Source organism: Streptococcus sp. 3167 (assembly GCF_013277175.1).
Taxonomy (GTDB): domain Bacteria; phylum Bacillota; class Bacilli; order Lactobacillales; family Streptococcaceae; genus Streptococcus; species Streptococcus pseudopneumoniae.
Genome location: NZ_VMML01000048.1, coordinates 35,026 through 55,027 on the forward strand (window position 1 = coordinate 35,026; position 20,002 = coordinate 55,027).

15 protein-coding genes and 2 pseudogenes are annotated in these 20,002 nt (G+C 40.9%); 5 read left to right on the forward strand and 12 right to left on the reverse strand.

Annotated elements, in window-relative coordinates:
• Positions 1-38: 38 nt before the first annotated feature.
• The 11 genes from HT678_RS07505 to argR form a co-directional block, all read right to left on the reverse strand.
• Positions 39-404 (reverse strand): DUF1033 family protein, encoded by a 366-nt coding sequence (locus HT678_RS07505; RefSeq protein ID WP_000286404.1) that lies wholly within the window; start codon positions 402-404, stop codon positions 39-41.
• A gap of 150 nt (positions 405-554) precedes the next feature.
• Complete coding sequence (locus HT678_RS07510) at positions 555-1,613, reverse strand: zinc-dependent alcohol dehydrogenase family protein (protein ID WP_000649463.1); 1,059 nt, start codon at positions 1,611-1,613, stop codon at positions 555-557.
• Between the two features lie 318 nt (positions 1,614-1,931).
• Positions 1,932-2,171 (reverse strand): hypothetical protein, encoded by a 240-nt coding sequence (locus HT678_RS07515; protein WP_000907299.1) that lies wholly within the window; start codon positions 2,169-2,171, stop codon positions 1,932-1,934.
• Between the two features lie 113 nt (positions 2,172-2,284).
• Complete coding sequence (locus tag HT678_RS07520) at positions 2,285-2,719, reverse strand: cytidine deaminase (protein WP_000355903.1); 435 nt, start codon at positions 2,717-2,719, stop codon at positions 2,285-2,287.
• A 13-nt stretch (positions 2,720-2,732) separates the two neighbouring features.
• Entirely contained in the window at positions 2,733-4,193 is a 1,461-nt protein-coding gene (gltX, locus tag HT678_RS07525) for a glutamate--tRNA ligase (protein WP_100104832.1), read from the reverse strand.
• Between the two features lie 127 nt (positions 4,194-4,320).
• Positions 4,321-5,670, reverse strand: coding sequence for a glucose-6-phosphate isomerase (locus tag HT678_RS07530; RefSeq protein ID WP_100104285.1), 1,350 nt, complete (start codon positions 5,668-5,670; stop codon positions 4,321-4,323).
• Positions 5,671-5,840: 170 nt separating this feature from the next.
• A complete protein-coding gene (locus HT678_RS07535) occupies positions 5,841-6,530 on the reverse strand; it encodes a gamma-glutamyl-gamma-aminobutyrate hydrolase family protein (protein ID WP_023934053.1) in 690 nt (229 codons plus the stop codon).
• Between the two features lie 288 nt (positions 6,531-6,818).
• The gene (gene patB, locus HT678_RS07540; protein ID WP_054393129.1) at positions 6,819-8,585 is read right to left on the reverse strand and encodes a multidrug efflux ABC transporter subunit PatB; all 1,767 of its coding nucleotides are present in this window, start codon (positions 8,583-8,585) and stop codon (positions 6,819-6,821) included.
• 1 nt (position 8,586) lies between these two features.
• Positions 8,587-10,293, reverse strand: coding sequence for a multidrug efflux ABC transporter subunit PatA (patA, locus tag HT678_RS07545; protein WP_101514615.1), 1,707 nt, complete (start codon positions 10,291-10,293; stop codon positions 8,587-8,589).
• Between the two features lie 145 nt (positions 10,294-10,438).
• The gene (gene mutS / locus HT678_RS07550) at positions 10,439-12,973 is read right to left on the reverse strand and encodes a DNA mismatch repair protein MutS (RefSeq protein ID WP_101514614.1); all 2,535 of its coding nucleotides are present in this window, start codon (positions 12,971-12,973) and stop codon (positions 10,439-10,441) included.
• A 50-nt stretch (positions 12,974-13,023) separates the two neighbouring features.
• Positions 13,024-13,470: an arginine repressor gene (gene argR, locus HT678_RS07555; RefSeq protein ID WP_023939905.1), complete on the reverse strand. Its 447-nt coding sequence runs from the start codon at positions 13,468-13,470 to the stop codon at positions 13,024-13,026.
• A gap of 135 nt (positions 13,471-13,605) precedes the next feature.
• Here argR and argS point away from each other — a divergent pair, with 135 nt between their 5' ends.
• On the forward strand, positions 13,606-15,297 hold the full coding sequence (gene argS / locus HT678_RS07560; RefSeq protein ID WP_101514613.1) for an arginine--tRNA ligase: 1,692 nt from the start codon (positions 13,606-13,608) through the stop codon (positions 15,295-15,297).
• A gap of 838 nt (positions 15,298-16,135) precedes the next feature.
• Here the strand turns inward: argS and HT678_RS07565 are convergent.
• Positions 16,136-16,649 (reverse strand): annotated as a pseudogene (locus tag HT678_RS07565) (transposase); the annotation flags it as partial.
• On the opposite strand from HT678_RS07565, the pseudogene HT678_RS07570 reads away from it, so the two are divergent.
• From HT678_RS07570 to HT678_RS07585, 4 genes and pseudogenes are all read left to right on the forward strand, one after another.
• Positions 16,642-16,782 (forward strand): annotated as a pseudogene (locus HT678_RS07570) (cupin domain-containing protein); the annotation flags it as partial. The pseudogenes HT678_RS07565 and HT678_RS07570 overlap by 8 nt on opposite strands.
• An 83-nt stretch (positions 16,783-16,865) precedes the next feature.
• Positions 16,866-17,573 carry a response regulator transcription factor gene (locus HT678_RS07575; protein ID WP_000166478.1) on the forward strand — a complete coding sequence of 236 codons (708 nt, stop codon included), beginning with the start codon at positions 16,866-16,868 and terminating at the stop codon, positions 17,571-17,573.
• Positions 17,574-18,905, forward strand: a complete 1,332-nt coding sequence (locus tag HT678_RS07580; protein ID WP_023939913.1) for an ATP-binding protein — start codon at positions 17,574-17,576, stop codon at positions 18,903-18,905. It begins immediately after the preceding gene.
• A 166-nt stretch (positions 18,906-19,071) separates the two neighbouring features.
• Entirely contained in the window at positions 19,072-19,947 is an 876-nt protein-coding gene (locus HT678_RS07585) for a substrate-binding domain-containing protein (RefSeq protein ID WP_023939915.1), read from the forward strand.
• Positions 19,948-20,002 lie beyond the last annotated feature (55 nt).

Here is a 20,002-nt window from a genome sequence, read left to right on the forward strand (position 1 = left end):
AAAAAATAAAAAAGCAACTCCAAAAAGTTACTTTTTCTCTATTTTACTTTCATACGGCAAGAACGGTGCCTTTCCTTACCTGTTTGTTTTTCATAGCCTGGACGTAGTTTTTCATCTGGAATAACCTGCTCATCCTGTAAAAGAGCCAAAGAATGGTATTGTTGTAAATACTCATCACATTCATCACACCAGCGTTGATCTTCCGGGTCCCAAAAAATGGTCATCAAGTCCCTTCTACTTTTATAAAGAGGGGATTCTTGTTCCAATCTAAACCAGCAAGTCTTGTAGTATTTGAGAGCATCATAATACTGGTCAAATTTCTTACTTGCTACAATATCTTCTTCCCAACCTTCTAAGAACCACCAGGGTTCAAAATCTCCGTACATTTCTATAACACGATACATATTCATTCATTCCTTTGTACCATATATTATAACCAATTCCGCTAAACAAGGAAAGAAATATGCTCATTTCTTAATTTTTTTGATAAAAAATCCAGCCATCCTATGATGACTGAATTTCTATTTGCTTATGTTCCAAAATCTTTTTACTACTTAAGCCTCTGAAATATCGTTTTCGATGATGACCTTAATGGCATGGTGGTCTGCTGCCTTACCGAAGACTTCGTAGGCTTTTTCAATTTCACTGAGTTTGAAATAGTGAGTTACCAATTTTTCTGGTTCAATCTTATGACTTTCAAGTGCTTTCAACAATTGTGGAGTTGTATTTGTAGATACCAAACCAGTTGTTACATTGATGTTGCGAATCCAAAGTTTGTCCAAATCGAATTCAACTGGTTTACCATGTACACCACAGTTGGCAACTGTTCCGTCTACACCGATAATCTTTTGACAGAAATCAAATGTTACAGGAATACCAACAGCTTCGATAGCGACATCTACACCACGGCCATCTGTCAAATCATAAATTTCTTTAATCGCTTTTTCAGGGTCTGAAGAATTAACCTTGTGAGTCGCACCAAATGATAAAGCAGTTTCCAAGCGGTTATCGTCTAAGTCCACCATAATCAATTTGGCTGGTGAGTAGAACTGAGCTGTCAAGAGAGCAGCCAATCCAACTGGACCTGAACCAATAATGGCTACGCTACAACCAGGTTCTACTTTTCCTTTCAAGACACCAATTTCATACCCAGTAGGCAGAATGTCTGATAGCATAACCAAGGCTTCATCTGACAAGTCTTCTGGAGTGTGGTAAAGAGTGTTATCTGCATGAGGGACACGTAGATACTCAGCCTGCATACCATCAATCAAGTGACCAAAAATCCAGCCCCCTTCGTCTTCACAGTGGGCATAAATTCCTTTTTTACAGTAGTAGCATTTACCACAGGCACAGACACAAGAAATCAAGACCTTATCGCCTTTTTTGAAGTTCGAAACTCCTTTTCCAACTTCTTCCACAATCCCAATCCCTTCGTGACCAAGAATGGTACCACTTTGGCAAGCAGGGACATCCCCTTTGATAATATGGAGGTCTGTTCCACAAATAGTGGTTTTTACGATACGCACAATAGCGTCTGTTGGCTTGCGAATAACTGGTTTGTCTACATCAACAAAAGAAGCAAGTCCTGGTTTAACATAAGTATAGGCTTTCATAAAGCACTCCTCCGTTTTTTAAATGTACTATTTATAATATAATTGCAAGCCTTTTCAATTGGCTCTTTAGGTATTTTTGTGATATTTTTAACTTTTTTATTTACCGGTAAAGCAATGTAGATAAAAAAGCAGAAGCTAGCCTCTAACTTCTGCTTTCTCTCTTATGACTCATCTCCAATTTTTCTGATACCTGCAACAAAAATCGAAGATAATAATAATTGGGTAACACTCAACTGATCAAATCCAAAAATGTAATGTGCTAGCAAATGAAATAAGAAAACAAACAAAAACAAAGATAATAAAATCTTACACATAGATTTAAGCCCAGAAATTAATCCGTCCATTATTTGGATATACATCCCTAGCATCAACCCATTGAGCTACCGCATAACCTACATTGTAGAAAATGTTAATATAATCAAATATACGTTCAAGAAGTTCAGATAACCGATTGCTATAAATGCCTAAACGAATAGCAGCTTTTTTAGCTACCCTACTTAAAGTAGCTTTAGCAACTGCCAATCCTTTTTTCTTTACCAAATTACCAATGCCTGCCACACCACCGGAAATAGCAGTAGCAATTAGATTTTCTACTTTTTTAAACTTTTTTCATTTTTTCAAGTACAGTTTTTCAAATTATAGTAAAAAGAGCCAGAATTATACTGACTCTTCTATTGATTATTAAACTTAGAAGCACGTTCTTCTCCCCACCAATAGGGCATTAGTTCTGCGGCTTTCACTGTCTTTCTTGTATCGTAGTCCATCATGAATTCTGCATCTTTATTTTCAGCGTTCAACTCTAAAAGGAATTCTCTGCAAGCGCCACAGGGCATTCCTGAACTTCCACCATAAGGTGCTTTATCTCGAAAGGCTAATACTTTCTTAACCTTAGTTTGTCCTGAAAATTGGTACATATTGAAGAGGGCCGCCCGTTCTGCACAGAGATGGAAAACACCACAGGTTCCCTCCATACAGAAACCTGTAAATATTTGTCCATCTTCTGCTTCTACTGCAGCTACAACATGATTGGCATAAACAAAGTCTGATACTTCATGTGGATTGTATAGTTTCTGTGCTTCTTCGTACATCTTTTCCCAGATGTCCATTATTGTACCCTTCTTACTTAGAGATTTCCTTTAACATATTTTCGATATGCTGGATTGATTTTTCACGTCCAAGCAAGAAAATTGTATCTGGTAATTCTGGTCCATGCATTTCACCTGAAACTGCGATACGAATAGGCATGAAAAGATTTTTCCCTTTAATACCTGTTTCCTTTTGGACTGCTTTAATTTGTGGGAAGATATTCTCTGTCACGAATTCATCATCTGTCATCACTTCGAGTTTTGCTTTGAAGGCTTCAAGAACTGTTGGGACTGTTTCACCTGCCATGACTTCTTTCTCAGCCTCAGTTAATTCTGGGAAGTCTGAGAAGAAGAGGTCTGTCAATGGGATAATCTCATCTACTGATTTCATTTGTGGTTTATAGAGCTCAACTAATTTTTCAGCCTTGTCAGTCAATCGACCTGCTTCTTCTAGGAATGGTTTTGCCATTTCAAAGATAGTTTCTAGGTCTGCATTCTTGATATAATCATTGCTCATCCAGTCTAGTTTTTTCTGGTCAAAGGCTGCTGGAGACTTGCTGAGGCGGTTTTCATCGAAAAGTTTAATCAATTCTTCACGAGAGAAAATCTCATCTTCGCCACCTGGGTTCCAACCAAGAAGAGCAATAAAGTTAAAAACTGCTTCTGGAAGGTAACCTTTCTTTCGGTAATCCTCGATAAATTGAAGTGTATTAGTATCACGTTTAGATAACTTCTTACCAGTCTCAGAGTTGATGATTAAGGTCATGTGACCGAACTCTGGAGCTTCCCAACCAAGCGCTTCATAAACCATAAGCTGTTTTGGTGTATTAGCAATATGGTCATCTCCACGGATAACATGAGAGATTTGCATATCGTGGTCATCGATGACAACAGCAAAGTTGTATGTTGGGTAACCGTCTTTCTTTTGGATAACCCAGTCACCACCGATATTGCCACCTTCAAATTCGATATCACCTTTGACCATATCATGCCACTTGTAGATACCTGACTCATTGACCGCCAAACGAACCGTTGGGATAATTCCTGCTGCTTCACGTTCTGCGATATAAGCTGCTTTTTCTTCTTCACTCATACCAAGGTATTCATTGATGTAGCGTGGTGTTTCGCCAGCTACTTCTTGGCGTTCGCGTTCAGCTGCCAACTCTTCTTCTGTAACGTAAGATTTATAGGCTTTTCCTTCAGCTAATAGTTGGTCAATGTATTTTTGATACAAGTCCAAACGCTCAGACTGGCGATAATTCTCATGTGATTCTGGACTTTCATCCCAATCCATGCCTAACCAGCGAAGGTTTTCAAGTTGTGAACGTTCACCATCCTCGACATGGCGTTTACGGTCAGTATCTTCGATACGAATGAGAAATGTTCCACCATGATGGCGCGCATACAAGTAATTAAACAATGCTGTACGGGCATTCCCGATGTGTAGTAGTCCTGTTGGACTTGGTGCGTAACGTACGCGGATATCTTTTGACATAGTTTCTCCTATAAAGTCTCTAGGCGTCTGCCTTTTTGCTCTCTATATTATATCACAAGTCTTGGCTGAGTCCAATTTCTATGAATAAAGAGAGTAAAAAGAGTGGACAAACCACTCTTTTCTTCTATTATAGACGTGCGTTAAGTTCTTTGCTCAATTCTTCAAATCCTGGTTTTCCAAGAAGGGCAAACATGTTACGTTTGTAAGCTTCAACACCTGGTTGGTCAAATGGGTTGATAGCATTCAAGTAACCTGAAAGAGCGATAGCCAATTCGAAGAAGTAGATTGTGTAACCAAGAGTGAAAGCATCTTGCTCTGGAAGAGTCACGTACATGTTTGGTACGTCACCATCTGTGTGGGCAAGAAGAACACCGTCAGTCGCTTTTTTGTTTACAAAGTCAACGTCTTTTCCTTGAAGGTAACCAAGTCCATCAAGGTCTTCTTCCAAGCTAGGGATAATCACGTTCTTGCGAGGTTTGTCAACACGGACTACTGTTTCAAACATGATACGAGTTCCTTCTTGGATAAATTGACCCAATGAGTGCAAGTCAGTTGAGAAGTTGGCTGAAGTTGGGTAGATACCTTTTTGGTCTTTTCCTTCTGATTCACCAGCCAATTGTTTCCACCATTCTGAGAAGTATTGAAGTGATGGCTCATAGTTTACCAAGATCTCAGTTGCATAGCCTTTACGGTAAAGGATGTTACGAACTGCTGCGTATTGGTAAGCTTCGTTTTCAGAGATTTTATCTGAAGTGTAGTCCTTGCGAGCTGCATTCGCACCTTCCATAAGGGCTTTGATGTCAGCTCCTGATGCTGCGATTGGAAGCAAACCAACAGCTGTCAAGACTGAGAAGCGTCCACCTATGTCATCTGGAACAACAAATGTTTCCCAACCGTTAGCATCTGCTTCAACCTTAACAGCACCTTTTTGGCGGTCAGTTGTTGCATAGATACGTTTGTTGGCTTCTTCTTGACCGTATTTCTTAACCAAGAGTTCTTTGAAGACACGGAAAGCGATCGCTGGTTCAGTTGTTGTACCTGATTTAGAAATCACGTTTACTGAGAAGTCTTTGTCTGCAACATACTCTACCAAGTCAGCAAGGTAAGTAGATGAGATTGAGTTTCCAGCGTAAAGGATTTGTGGAGCTTTACGTTCTTCTTTTGTTTGCAAGTTAGCAAAGTGGTGGTTCAAGAAATCGATTGCTGCTTTGGCACCAAGGTAAGATCCACCGATACCGATCACAACCAAAACATCGCTGTCTGATTTGATTTGCTCAGCAGCTTTCAAGATGCGGTTAAATTCTTCGCGGTCGTAGTTTTCAGGAAGGTCCAACCATCCCAAGAAGTCGCTACCAGCACCAGTTCCTTTACGGATCAATTCATCTGCTGCTGTTACTTGTGCTTGCATGTATTCCACTTCATGTGGTGCAACAAATTTGTCTAAAACTTTTGAATAATCAAATTTAATATGTGACATGTTATTCCTCCAATATTTCTTCTTTTCTATCATAACGCTTACCTTCGTTTTTTTCAAGCTTTTTTGTCGAATTTCTCCAATTTTTATCAGAATTCAAACGTTTGCGTAAAAATGTCACATTCCAAAAATTTTGAAAAAATAAAAGAAAGAACGACTAGATGTTCCAGTCGTTACAGTTCATTCAATAAATACTCAAATAATTCTAAATTACCATCTTCTTCATTAACCAGAAACTCTGGATGCCACTGCAAACCGATAATGCGGTGTTCGTCGATAGATTCAATCGCTTCAATGGTTTGATCTCTCGGATCAATAGCAGTTACACGGAAATTAGATGCCAATTCTTTGATACTCTGACGATGGACGGAATTGACCTGACTTTCTTTTCCAAATAGCTTGGCAACCACGCTTCCTTCCACTGTCTCAATAGAGTGAGATGTTCCGAAAGGTAGTCCTTGCCAGTGACCTTCGATTTCTTGATTGAGGGTTCCACCAAAGGCAACATTGACAAGTTGAACACCGCGACAGATTGCCATAATTGGTTTATTCTGACGGAGTGCTTCTTTCAAGAGTGCCAATTCAAATTCATCACGGACCAGATTATAATCATCGCTCTCGATGGTCTTTTTCTCTCCATAAAACTGAGGATGAACATTTTGGCCTCCTGTCAAAATCAATTTGTCAATCATTTCTACATAATCGCGTACAACTGACTCATCACCAACAGGAATGACTAGAGGGAGACCACCGACTTGACGAATGCTCTCTGCGAATCTACAAGATACAGATGAATGAATGTTTTTGCCTTCTGTGTCTACGGGACATAGATTTGCAGCAACTCCTACAACGGTTCTAGGCATGATGTCTCTCCTTTCGAATATTAATACTCTTCGAAAATCTCTTCAAACCACGTCAGCATCGCCTTACCGTATATATGTTACTGACTTCGTCAGTTCTATCTACAACCTCAAAGCAGTGCTTTGAGCAACCTACGGCTAGCTTCCTAGTTTACTCTTTGATTTTCATTGAGTATAACGATAGTCCTATCATATCACTCAAAGCGTCTTTCGTCTAATATGTTTTTTTTAAGACTGTGATAAAAATTTTTTATGGACAAGAAAAAGCTGCCCCATAGGACAACTTCTTTCTTATTCAAAAACAAATTGATTGTGATAGAGTTCTGAGTAGAATCCACCTAGCTTCAAGAGTTCATGGTGGTTACCACGTTCAATGACCTCTCCATCTTTAAGGACAATAATCTGATCAGCATTGAGAATAGTTTTCAAGCGGTGGGCAATAACGAAACTGGTTTTGCCTGCTACAACTGCCTCCATGGCATGCTGAATCTTGCTTTCTGTCACCGTATCTACGTTTGAAGTGCCTTCATCGAGAATGAGAACTTCTGGATCTGTCATCAGGGTTCGAGCAATGGAAATCAATTGCTTCTGCCCTGTCGAGAAGATACTCTGCTCATCATCAATAAGAGTATCGTACTTATCAGGCAAACTTTCGATATAGTCGTGAATGTGGCTTGCTTTGGCTGCTGACTCAACCATTTCCTGACTGGCATCTGGCACACCGAAACGGATATTGTCTCGAATGGTTCCGCTAAAAAGAACGGAATCTTGCAAGACAATTCCCACTTTACTTCTAAGACTATCTAAATCATAGTCACGAATGTCTTTATCATCAAAATAAATACCGCCAGCATCAACATCATAAAAGCGATTGATGAGGTTCATAATAGTGGTTTTCCCTGAACCCGTTGGCCCAACAACTGCAGTCATCTGGCCTTTAGGGGCAGAAATGTTGACATCTTTCAAAATAGGTTTATCAGGCAAGTATGAAAAATCGATATGACTGATTTCAACACCTTCTTGCAACTGAGTGAAGATTGGAGCCTTTTCAGGTCGGATTTCTTCCTCTGCATCAAACATTTCCTGTATCCGTTCAGCCCCTGTAAAGGCCAACTGAAGACTTCCCCAACTAGCTGCAACTTGAATAATAGGCTGGTAGTACTGTTGTGAAAATTGGGCAAACATCACAATCAAACCTAGGGCTGTACTTGTTTCAATAGTCTTATCGTTTAATAGAACGGCCGAACCAGCAAAGATAACGACGGCTGTATTAACCAGACTCATCCCATTCATGACAGGGAACAGAATTCCTGAGAACATCCTTCCTTTAAAGGTTGCCTTGCGTACGCGCTCATTTTGTTCAAGAAATCCTGCCATCATATCCTCTTGAATTCCTTGCACAATCACGGCTTTTTGGCCTGAGATACTCTCATCCATATAGGCGTTGAGCTTCCCTACCTCTTTCTGCTGGAGATTGGTGTATTTGCGTGCCATTTTCACGATGAAAATCAGCATAAGGAAAGCCAATGGGGTGCTGGCAATGGTGATAAGAGCCAGCGTCACATTTCTCGAAAACATGACAAGAATCAGACCAATGTATAAAACAATATTGCTCATGACCTGAATCAAGCTTTCGTTAAAGGCTTGGAGGATATTATCCAAATCACTGGTAAAATGAGACAGGATATCGCCATCTTGTCGACGGTCAAAGAAAGAAACCGTCAACTGAGCAAGCTTACCAAAGAGACCTTTGCGCATCTCGTTGGTCGATTCTGCAATCACGCGCGTCATGAGACACATGTATATGACACTAGAAATAAATAAAACCAAAACCAGCAGACCAAGATTGACCATGATTCCTGATAGGCTTTGCCAAACAAGTTCTGGATTGCCATCTTGATAAGCTTGGACTAAATTAACTAGTTGCGTCACTGCTTGTCCAGAAAAGACCGGAAAGAGAGCTTGGGCAAGAGTCGCCAGAACAATCATCAGGATAACAACTACAAATGATAGCTTATAAACTTTAAAATAATTCCAAAAAAATTGAACTGTCTTCATTTTACTCCTCCTTTCCTTTCTGTGTTTCGTAGATTTCACGGTAAACAGCATTGTTGGCAACCAAGTCTGCATGCGTCCCTTGACCAATCAATCGTCCTTGATCTAGAACCAAGATTTTATCTGCATGAACAACCGAGCTAATCTTTTGCGCGATGATAATGGTTGTTGTTCCCTTCAAGTCCTTATTCAAGGCTTCTTGAACCAGGCGCTCTGACTTAGCATCCAAGGCCGAGGTCGAATCGTCAAAAATCAGAATACGTGGATTGCTGACAATCCCACGCGCAATCGACATCCTTTGTTTTTGTCCACCTGAGAAGTTGGTTCCTCGTTCCTCAACTGGACTTTCAAAGGTTTTCTCCATACGATGAATGAATTCACTAGCCTGGGCAATACTAGCTGCGCGTTCCATTTCAAATAGAGTAGCATCTCCCTTACCCTGTCTCAAGTTATCTGCAATCGTTCCACTGAAGAGAATGGCACGTTGGAGAACGATAGACACTGTTTTACGCAGGGTTCCTTCACTCACTTCTCGAATATCCTTGCCACCGATTTTAATAGAGCCTTCTTGCGGATCAAAGAGACGTGGAATCAATTGAGCCAAGGTTGACTTCCCTGCACCAGTCGCTCCAACGACACCAACCATTTGACCAGATTCAATAGTAAAGCTCACATCTTTCAGCATCGGTTCCTTATCCATTGGATAGGTAAAGGTTACATTTTCAAAGCTAAGACTTCCGACCAACTCTTCATCTGGCACATCCTTGAAGGTCATAGCTGGCTCTGCGTCAAGAATTTCTCGAATACGACGCATAGAAATCATGGCACGGCTGACAGAATTCCCTAAAAATCCAACCATAACAATGGTAAAGATAATCTGGCTCAGGTAATTAACAAAGGAAGCAATAGAGCCAACAACTGATGGATCCGACTGAACCATCCCTGCAACTAGCCAAATAGAGAGGAATACCGCCCCATAACCGACCAACATCATGAAAGGTTCCACTACTGAAAAAGCATAACCGATGTAAAGATTTTGACCGAGAAGCTCGTCTGAAACTTCCGTAAACTTAGCAAACTGCTCTTTTTCTTGGACAAAGGACTTGACCACACGAACGCCACGCAGATTTTCCTTGGCAATGGCATTGATGCGTTCAAGAAGGGTTTGAAACTTGGCAAAACGAGGCCCCATCATTCCCATCATGACGGCAGTCAAGCCAAAAATTAAGATTACCATGAGAACAATTACCCACCACAGAGAAGGTAGGGTTTGAACCGCCAGGATAAAGGAACCGATGAACAAGAGGGGAAGTCTGAAAAGAATCTGGAAGGTCATCATGACCACGTTCTGAATCTGGTTGATGTCATTTGTCATGCGAACGACTAGATTTCCCGCATTAAATTGTTCAATATTAGCATAAGAAAAGGTTTGGATTTTACGGAAGGCATCCTCCCGAAGGTCAGATGAAACTCCTTGGGCAATATAGGCTGCAAGGACAACATTGAGACCACCAGCAACCAGACCGACTACGGCCACACCAATCAACCAAGCCCCGATACTATAAATAGCTTCATATTTTCCAGCAAGGAGGGCGTCTAAGACTTCCTGCAGATAACGCGGTTGCAGAAGTGAACTAGCAACCATCAAGCCTGTCATCAGAAGCGAAGTCAAGGCCTGCCACTTGTAGGTTTTTATTTTCTGAATCAGCATACTTTCTCCTTAAAAAATAGACAAAAGGGAGCGACAATGTGTCAGCTCCTTCTCATTCTGTTTGTGTGATGTTATTCTAGCAAAAAAGTGGGGGATTGTCAAAGAAGTCTCCTTGATACAGCTAGAATGACTAGTAATTTTCTCTTTATAGTTTCTGTTTTAACTCGACCAAGACATTCATAGCCTGCATAGGTGTCATATTGTAAACATCCAGTTTAGCTAATTCTGCTAGGATAGGATGTTCTTCAGTCGTATCAAAGAGTGAAATTTGTTCTGAGACAGTACTTGTTTGTTTCATAGGAGCAGGACTTTCTTGCCCCTGACTCTCCAGTTGCGTTAAAATCTTATCCGCTCTCGCTAAAAGATCAGCCGGTAAACCAGCAATCTTGGCAACATGGATACCATAGGATTTATCAGCTGGCCCTGGTTCAATCTTGTGAAGGAAGGTGACCTGCCCATCCTGCTCCAAGGTTGCCACGTGGACATTAACCAAGTGTTGTAAACTAGACTCCAGACTAGTCAACTCATGGTAGTGGGTCGCAAAGAGGGTCTTGGCTCCGATATGTTCATGGATGTATTCGATGATGGACTGGGCAAGAGCCATCCCGTCATAAGTTGCAGTTCCACGACCTAACTCATCAAAAAGAATCAAGGAATTCTTTGTTGCATGCGAAATGGCATTGTTGGCCTCCATCATCTCCACCATGAAGGTTGATTGGCCTGAAACCAAATCATCGGCTGCTCCGATACGGGTAAAGATAGCATCAAAAATAGGTAAATGGGCGCTTTCTGCTGGCACATAAGAGCCCAACTGGGCCATTATCGCCGTCATGGCTAACTGACGCATGTAGGTTGACTTCCCGCTCATGTTGGGTCCTGTAATCAGTTGAATACTGGTATCTTCTGCCATCTGAATCGTATTGGGAATATAGGTCTGAGCCCCCATAACCTTTTCAACGACAGCATGGCGTCCTTTCTGGATATCAATTCGCGAATCATCTCCGAATTCAGGTCGAATCAAATGCTGGGTTTCAGCTACAACCGCCAGACTTTGCAAGACATCAACGGTCGCAATTCCTTGAGCTAGAGCCTGTAAACGCTGGATATACTTGTTAACTTCCTCACGGATACGCATAAAGATTTCATACTCTAGGTTGGCTGACTTCTCACGCGCCTCCAGCATGTCGCCTTCGATACGGGCCAATTCCTCAGTCCCAAAACGTTCTGAGTTTTTCAGCGTTGCCTTGCGGAAAAAGTGAGCAGGCACATTTCCCAGTTGAGAATTGGTCACATGGAAATAGTAACCATCCTTTTTATTGTAGTCAATCTTAAGCGTACTGATACCAGAGTTTTCGCGTTCCTTAGCCTCAATCTCAGCAATCCAACCAGTCCCTTCTCTGAGAACGCGACGGTACTTGTCTAAAGTCTCATCAAATCCAGTTCGGATAATTCCCCCATCTGTAATCACATGAGGAGCTTCAGGAGCAATCGCTGCGCTAATCAAACTCTCCAACTCAGGAATTCCATCCAGTTGTGCGATGAGATAGGCTAGAGCAGGTTGCTCCATCCCTTCTAAAATCGCACGAATCCGTGGCACACTAGATAAGGTGGCCGCCAACTGCAAGAGATCCTTTGGGTTGGTCTTGCCAAAAGAAACACGACTAGCCAAGCGCTCAATGTCATAAACACCCTTGAGACTGTCTGTCAAATCACTGCGCTCAAAGAAATGGCCGAGAAAGACCTGCACCACTTCTTGACGTTGGATAATTCGTTCCTTATCAATCAAGGGGCGATGAATCCAAGAACGCAAGAGCCGCATACCCATAGCTGTTTTGGTTTCATCCAAAAGCCAGAAAAGGCTGCCTTGCTTCTTGCCCGAACGAGCATTCTCAACCAAATCCAGACTAGCCTTGGTCGCATAATCCATCTGCAAGAAATCTTTGATTTCATAGCGGATAACAGGCTTGAGGTGGTTCAATTCCCTCATCTGAGTCCGATGAACATACTGGAGCAATTTACTAGATGCCGCTTGCTCCACAGCTGCCAGTCGTGAATCCAGTAAATGAAGGTCTTCAAAGCCTTCTTTTTCATAGGAAAGTACCAGATTCATCTGACGACTGAGGATTTGTTCTTCCTCCTCAGACAAGTCATAGCCCAGCACCACTTCGCGCGCCTTGAGATTACGGATTTCCCCACAAACCAGCGTGAAATCCAAAAGACCTGTCACATAAAAGTCACCCGTCACCAGGTCCATATAAGCTAGGCCAAATTGATTGCCAGCACGGTCTATGGCAACCAAAAAATTATTCTGACTGTCCAGCTTACTGCTATCGACCACTGTCCCTGGCGTAATAACCTGAACAACTTCTCGTTTCACAACCCCAACCGCTTGTTTAGGATCTTCCATCTGCTCTGCGATAGCCACCTTATAGCCCTGCTCAATCAAGACATCGATATACTGTTGGGCAGAATGATAGGGGACACCCGCCATAGGAATCGGATTGTCGGCATTCTTGTTGCGACTCGTTAAGGAAATTTCCAGAATCTGCGCAGCATTGACCGCATCCTCATAAAATAATTCATAAAAATCACCCATCCGAAAGAGCAAAAACGCATCTGGATATTGCTTTTTAATCTCCACATACTGTTGCATGCCAGGTGATAGCTTTTCTGTCGCCATTGTCCGTCTCTCCTTGTCAAAAATAAGTCTTGAGAGCAACTCTCAAGACCTTACTTATCTTTCATCAAATCTAGCAAACGATCTTCCATGAGTTTGGCAACGTGCTGGTCTCGACAAATGACCAATAAGGTATTGGCACCAGCAACTGTTCCTAAAATCCATTCATCCTTGTTTGCATCTACAATATTTGCCAAAACAGAAGCTTCTCCCAGTTTGGTATGAAGCACCAAGGTAAACTCTGCTCTTGCAACACCTTCTAAATGATGAGACAAAAATTCCACCAAATCAATCTTTTCTGTCTCATTTGCTAGTACATAATACACCATATCATTTTTCTTGACCTTGGTCAAGCCGATTTCGCGCAAATCACGAGACAGGGTTGTCTGCGTCACACAAACATTGTGTGCCTCCAACCGATCTTGAATTTCTTTTTGTGTACTTAATTTCTCCTCAGTAATCATTTTTTTTATTAACTGATGACGATCTCTTTTTCTCATAAAATCCTCTTATGTGAATATTTATAACTATTTTTATAACTATATTATACCAAAAAAATAGGAGATTTCAAAAATTTTTTCTTCTTTCTTTAAAATTGTGATAAAATAGTAGAAAAGTCCAAAAAGGAGCTCTTAATGAATACAAAAGAATTGATTGCTAGCGAATTGGCTAGCGTCATTGATAGCCTGGACCAAGAGGCTATTTTAAATTTACTGGAAACCCCTAAAAACTCAGAAATGGGAGACATTGCTTTCCCTGCTTTTTCTCTTGCAAAAGTCGAACGTAAAGCACCTCAAATGATTGCGGCTGAACTGGCTGAAAAAATTAACAGCCAAGCCTTTGAAAAGGTTGTTGCAACAGGACCTTACGTCAACTTTTTCCTTGATAAATCTGCCATTTCTGCTCAAGTATTGCAAGCTGTTATCACTGAAAAAGAACACTATGCTGATCAAACTATTGGCAAACAAGAAAATGTTGTTATCGATATGTCTAGTCCCAATATCGCTAAACCATTCTCTATTGGTCACCTGCGCTCAACTGTCATCGGAGATAGCTTATCACATATCTTCCAAAAAATCGGTTATCAAACGGTCAAGATCAACCACTTGGGAGACTGGGGTAAACAGTTTGGAATGCTGATTGTAGCCTACAAAAAATGGGGCGACGAAGAAGCTGTAAAAGCTCATCCAATTGATGAACTTCTTAAACTCTATGTCCGCATCAATGCTGAGGCTGAAAATGACCCTAGCTTGGATGAAGAAGCACGCGAATGGTTCCGTAAGCTTGAAAATGGAGACGAGGAAGCTCTCGCTCTTTGGCAATGGTTCCGTGATGAAAGTTTAGTGGAATTTAACCGCCTTTACAATGAATTGCAAGTCGAATTTGACAGCTACAATGGAGAAGCCTTCTACAACGATAAGATGGATGCAGTTGTAGACATTCTTTCTGAAAAAGGACTACTTGTTGAATCAGAAGGTGCCCAAGTTGTCAATCTTGAGAAATATGGAATTGAACATCCAGCCCTTATCAAGAAATCTGATGGTGCAACTCTCTATATCACACGTGACTTGGCTGCAGCCCTTTACCGTAAAAACGAATACCAATTTGCTAAATCTATCTATGTCGTTGGTCAAGAGCAATCTGCCCACTTTAAACAACTCAAAGCTGTCTTGCAAGAGATGGGTTACGATTGGAGTGACGACATTACCCACGTTCCTTTTGGTTTGGTTACAAAAGAAGGGAAGAAACTCTCTACTCGTAAAGGGAATGTCATCTTGCTAGAGCCTACTGTTGCAGAGGCTGTTAGCCGTGCCAAAGCCCAAATCGAAGCAAAAAATCCTGAATTGGAAAATAAAGATCAGGTAGCACATGCTGTTGGGGTTGGAGCCATTAAATTTTATGACCTCAAAACCGACCGTACAAATGGATACGACTTCGACCTAGAAGCTATGGTATCCTTCGAGGGTGAAACTGGACCTTATGTTCAATACGCCTACGCTCGTATCCAATCGATCTTACGCAAAGCGGATTTCAAACCAGAAACAGCTGGCAACTATAGCTTGAATGATGCTGAAAGCTGGGAAATCATCAAACTCATCCAAGATTTCCCACGTATTATCAACCGTGCGGCGGATAACTTTGAACCTTCTATCATTGCTAAATTTGCAATTAGTCTGGCTCAAGCCTTCAACAAATACTATGCACATACGCGCATCTTGGATGAAAGTCCAGAACGCGACAGCCGTCTAGCCCTTAGCTACGCAACCGCAGTCGTTCTCAAAGAATCCCTTCGCTTGCTTGGGGTAGAAGCGCCAGAGAAGATGTAAATCGCCAAAGTTACTTGATTGCAAAGCAATCTAAGTAACTAACGCCAAATCCTATCAGGGATTTGGCTAGGCGCTTCACTAGTTCTGGAACATAAATATTATCGATTTATGTTCCAGAACGTCGTAATCTTAAAGCTATTGGAACTAAAGTTCCTAATTGTTAGACGCTAGCCGCGTATATGCGGACTAGCTAACTGCTTCACTAGTCATAGTCTCTAAATATAATCGATTTAGAGACCATGACGTCGTAACCAGAGATACTTGCCTAAACACTTTACTAATTCACCAAACTAAATAATATCGATTTGGTTTGGTTCATGTCGTAATCTTTTAATTACTTGATTGTTAAGCAATCTAAGTAACTAACGCCAAAGCCTATCAGGTATTTGGCTAGGCGCTTCACTAGTTTTAGGACATAAATATGATCGATTTATGTTCTAAAACGTCGTAATCTTAAAATTATTGGAACTAAAGTTCCTAATTGTTAGACGCTAGCCGCTTATATGCGGACTAGCTAACTGCTTCACTAGTCATGGTCTCTAAATATAATCGATTTAGAGACCATGACGTCGTAACTAGAGACACTTGTCTAAACGCTTTACTAATTCATCTAACCAAATAATATCGATTTGATTTGGTTCATGTCGTAATCTTTTAATTACTTGATTGCAAAGTAGTCTAAGCAACTAACGCCAAATCCTATCAGGGATTTGCTTAGACGCTTCACTAGTAAAGAAACATAAATATTATCGATTTATGTTTCTTTACGTCGTAACCAGAGACACTTGCCTAAACGCTTCACTAATTCACCTAACCAAATAATAGACTTCCTGCAAAACTAGAATCCTAGTTCATGATTGATAATACCAGCAATCAAATTCATTCGTAATCCGAAGCGTTTACGATGATTTCGATAGGTTGTTGAAAACATTTTAAACGTTTTTACTTTGGCAAAGATGTTCTCAACCTTGCTTCTCTCCTTAGATAGCGCATGGTTATAGGCTTTCTCTTCAGCTGTTAGCGGCTTGAGTTTGCTGGATTTACGTGGAGTTTGTGCTTGAGGATATACCTTCATAAGCCCTTGATAAGCACTGTCAGCCAAGATTTTACCAGCTTGTCCGATATTTCTGCGACTCGTTTTGAACAACTTCATATCATGACAATAGTTCACAGTGATCTCCAAAGAAACAATTCTCCCTTGGCTTGTGACAATCGCCTGAGCCTTCATAGCGTGGCATTTCTTTTTACCAGAATCATTCGCTAATTGTTTTTTTAGGACGATTGATTTTTACTTCCGTCGCATCAATCATTACCGTGTCCTCAGAACTGAGAGGAGTTCTTGAAGTTGATAAGGATTATGCTCTGGTTTCTTGTCTTGTTGCTCCTGGTTTTGAATTTGAGGATTTTGAATTATTTGAAAGGGTAGATCTACTGGCGACCTATCTAGAGCACAAGGAGATGATTGAGCGTTTGACCAGATCCTAGTCTTGATAAGCAAATTTAATCTGATTTAGCAATGTTAGGATTTCTGATAATTGTGTTATAATGTTACCAATAGGAGATAATAGATGACAAAACAAGTCTTATTAGTGGATGATGAAGAACACATTCTGAGATTGCTTGACTACCATTTAAGTAAGGAAGGCTTTTCTACTCAATTGGTAACAAATGGACGGAAGGCCTTAGCTTTGGCAGAAACAGAACCCTTTGATTTTATCTTGCTTGATATCATGTTACCACAATTAGATGGCATAGAAGTTTGTAAGCGGCTGAGAGCCAAAGGCGTCAAAACTCCAATTATGATGGTTTCTGCGAAAAGTGATGAATTTGATAAGGTTTTGGCCTTGGAATTAGGGGCTGATGACTACCTGACAAAGCCTTTTAGCCCTAGAGAATTGCTGGCGCGTGTCAAGGCTGTCCTCAGGCGAACTAAAGGAGAACAAGAAGGAGATGATTCAGATAATATCGCTGACGATTCTTGGCTATTTGGGACCTTGAAAGTATACCCTGAGCGTCATGAAGTCTACAAGGCGAATAAGTTACTGAGTTTGACCCCAAAAGAATTTGAACTCTTGCTCTATCTTATGAAACATCCCAACATGACACTGACTAGAGAGCGTCTTTTGGAACGTATCTGGGGGTATGACTTTGGGCAGGAAACACGTTTGGTGGACGTTCATATTGGTAAGTTGAGGGAAAAAATTGAAGACAATCCTAAAGCCCCTCAATTTATTCGAACCATTCGGGGTTATGGTTATAAGTTCAAGGAGTTATAGATGAAACGCTACCTTCAATTTTGGCTAGTCAATCTAAGTGTTAGCCTCATTCTGATTGCAGGGATGGCATTAACTTGGATCAGTAAAGGCATCGGTCTCTTTCTTCTAGCCCTTTCTTTGGGACTAGGTAGCTACTGGCTCTTTTGCCTTTGGAAATGGGAAGTTGCTTTTGAGACCTTGCACCAACCTCTCTTGACCAGTAGTGAATACTTTTTAGAAAAAGGGCAAGAAGACTTAAAGTCTTTGGCTCAGTATGTGTCTGGCCTAAAAACCAAAGTCTCCCAACAGGATCAGCAATACAAGGACCTAGCCGAAACAATGGAGGTTCTCCTGTCGCACCTAACCATGGGGACGTTTTTAGTTTCCGCTCAAGGTCAGATGTTATTATCCAGTCGCTCTCTGCCTCATTATTTTCCCGATGTGGACGGCGACATAAGTTCACTTGATGACCTCAAACGGATGGATATTCGGAATTTAGTTCACCAAGCCTTTGATCAAAAAACAAGGTTAAAACAAGAAGTAAGTGGGTTTCATGAGGGTGACTTGATTTTAGAAGTGACAGCAGTTCCCGTTTTTAGCCCCACCCAATCTGTGGAAGCTGTGCTCGTCTTGCTATATGATTTAACAACGATTAGAACTTATGAAAAGTTAAATTTAGCCTTTGTCTCAAATGCCTCCCATGAGTTGAGGACACCAGTTACTTCGATTAAGGGCTTTGCTGAAACCATTAAGGGGATGTCAGTTGAAGAAGAAGCGCTCAAGGATGACTTTCTAGACATTATTTACAAAGAAAGCTTGCGTCTTGAGCATATTGTTGAGCATCTTCTTACCTTATCTAAGGCTCAACAAATGCCTGTACAATGGACGACCCTTTCTTTGGCAGAATTTGTACAGGATTTGACTCAAAGCTTGCAACCTCAGCTCAAGAAGAAGGATTTACAGCTAAAGGTGCAGGTGCCAGATGATGTCACCCTCGTATCAGATAGTCAATTACTTTCCCAAATCTTACTCAATCTTTTAACCAATGCCATCCGTTACACTGAACAAGGGGGAAAAATTGAGGTCAAGACCCAAAAGGTGAACGAAGGCATTAAGATTTCTGTGTCAGATACAGGGATTGGTATTAGTCAATTAGAGCAGGATCGTATTTTTGAACGTTTTTACCGAGTTAATAAAGGTCGAAGCAGACAAACTGGTGGCACTGGTCTTGGCCTTGCTATTGTCAAAGAACTTAGTCAATTATTAGGTGGCCAAGTCACGGTGACGAGTCAGCTTGGCAGAGGCAGTTGCTTCACGATTTTTCTTCCTAACCAATCTTTCGCACAGGACTAATAATTTTTAAAGCTATTTTTAGGAGCAGCCACTTTTCAAAAGTGGCTTTTTTTGATTCTTTACACAATCTTTACATGAATCAGTGATAAACCTTTACAAAGACTTGTTAGACTATAAGTGTAGTAATCCTACACAAGAAAAATACATAGAAATAAAGGTGATTATTATGAAATTCAAAAAAATGCTTACTCTTGCAGCCATTGGCTTATCAGGATTTGGGCTTGTTGCCTGTGGCAATCAGTCATCTGCTTCCAAACAGTCAGCTTCAGAAACGATTGAGGTGATTTCACGAGAAAATGGCTCTGGAACACGGGGTGCCTTCACAGAAATCACAGGGATTCTCAAAAAAGACGGTGATAAAAAAATTGACAACACTGCCAAAACAGCTGTGATTCAAAATAGCACAGAAGGTGTTCTCTCAGCAGTTCAAGGGAATGCTAATGCTATCGGCTACATCTCCTTGGGATCTTTAACGAAATCTGTCAAGGCTTTAGAGATTGATGGTATCAAGGCTAGTCGAGACACAGTTTTAGATGGTAAATACCCTCTTCAACGTCCCTTCAACATTGTTTGGTCTTCTAATCTTTCCAAGCTAGGTCAAGATTTTATCAGCTTTATCCACTCCAAACAAGGTCAACAAGTGGTCACAGATAATAAATTTATTGAAGCTAAAACCGAAACCACAGAATATACAAGCCAACACTTATCAGGCAAGTTGTCTGTTGTAGGTTCCACTTCAGTATCTTCTTTAATGGAAAAATTAGCAGAAGCTTATAAAAAAGAAAATCCAGAAGTTACGATTGATATTACCTCTAATGGCTCTTCAGCAGGTATTACCGCTGCTAAGGAGAAAACCGCTGATATTGGTATGGTTTCTAGGGAATTAACTCCTGAAGAAGGTGAGAGTCTCAGCCATGATGCTATTGCTTTAGACGGTATTGCTGTTGTGGTCAATAATGACAATAAGGCAAGCCAAGTCAGTATGGCTAAACTTGCAGACGTTTTTAGTGGCAAATTAACCACCTGGGACAAAATTAAATAAAATGTTTGCTCCATAAATCTCTAAAGAGATGCAGACGTTTCATCGTACAATAAGA

What these genes read in the sequence shown, in the direction of transcription:
- HT678_RS07505 (WP_000286404.1), bottom strand. Translation starts at nt 404, where the DNA reads ATGTATCGTGTTATAGAAATGTACGGAGATTTTGAACCCTGGTGGTTC.
- HT678_RS07510 (WP_000649463.1), bottom strand. Translation starts at nt 1,613, where the DNA reads ATGAAAGCCTATACTTATGTTAAACCAGGACTTGCTTCTTTTGTTGAT.
- HT678_RS07520 (WP_000355903.1), bottom strand. Translation starts at nt 2,719, where the DNA reads ATGGACATCTGGGAAAAGATGTACGAAGAAGCACAGAAACTATACAAT.
- gltX (WP_100104832.1), bottom strand. Translation starts at nt 4,193, where the DNA reads ATGTCAAAAGATATCCGCGTACGTTACGCACCAAGTCCAACAGGACTA.
- HT678_RS07530 (WP_100104285.1), bottom strand. Translation starts at nt 5,670, where the DNA reads ATGTCACATATTAAATTTGATTATTCAAAAGTTTTAGACAAATTTGTT.
- HT678_RS07535 (WP_023934053.1), bottom strand. Translation starts at nt 6,530, where the DNA reads ATGCCTAGAACCGTTGTAGGAGTTGCTGCAAATCTATGTCCCGTAGAC.
- patB (WP_054393129.1), bottom strand. Translation starts at nt 8,585, where the DNA reads ATGAAGACAGTTCAATTTTTTTGGAATTATTTTAAAGTTTATAAGCTA.
- patA (WP_101514615.1), bottom strand. Translation starts at nt 10,293, where the DNA reads ATGCTGATTCAGAAAATAAAAACCTACAAGTGGCAGGCCTTGACTTCG.
- mutS (WP_101514614.1), bottom strand. Translation starts at nt 12,973, where the DNA reads ATGGCGACAGAAAAGCTATCACCTGGCATGCAACAGTATGTGGAGATT.
- argR (WP_023939905.1), bottom strand. Translation starts at nt 13,470, where the DNA reads ATGAGAAAAAGAGATCGTCATCAGTTAATAAAAAAAATGATTACTGAG.
- argS (WP_101514613.1), top strand. Translation starts at nt 13,606, where the DNA reads ATGAATACAAAAGAATTGATTGCTAGCGAATTGGCTAGCGTCATTGAT.
- HT678_RS07575 (WP_000166478.1), top strand. Translation starts at nt 16,866, where the DNA reads ATGACAAAACAAGTCTTATTAGTGGATGATGAAGAACACATTCTGAGA.
- HT678_RS07580 (WP_023939913.1), top strand. Translation starts at nt 17,574, where the DNA reads ATGAAACGCTACCTTCAATTTTGGCTAGTCAATCTAAGTGTTAGCCTC.
- HT678_RS07585 (WP_023939915.1), top strand. Translation starts at nt 19,072, where the DNA reads ATGAAATTCAAAAAAATGCTTACTCTTGCAGCCATTGGCTTATCAGGA.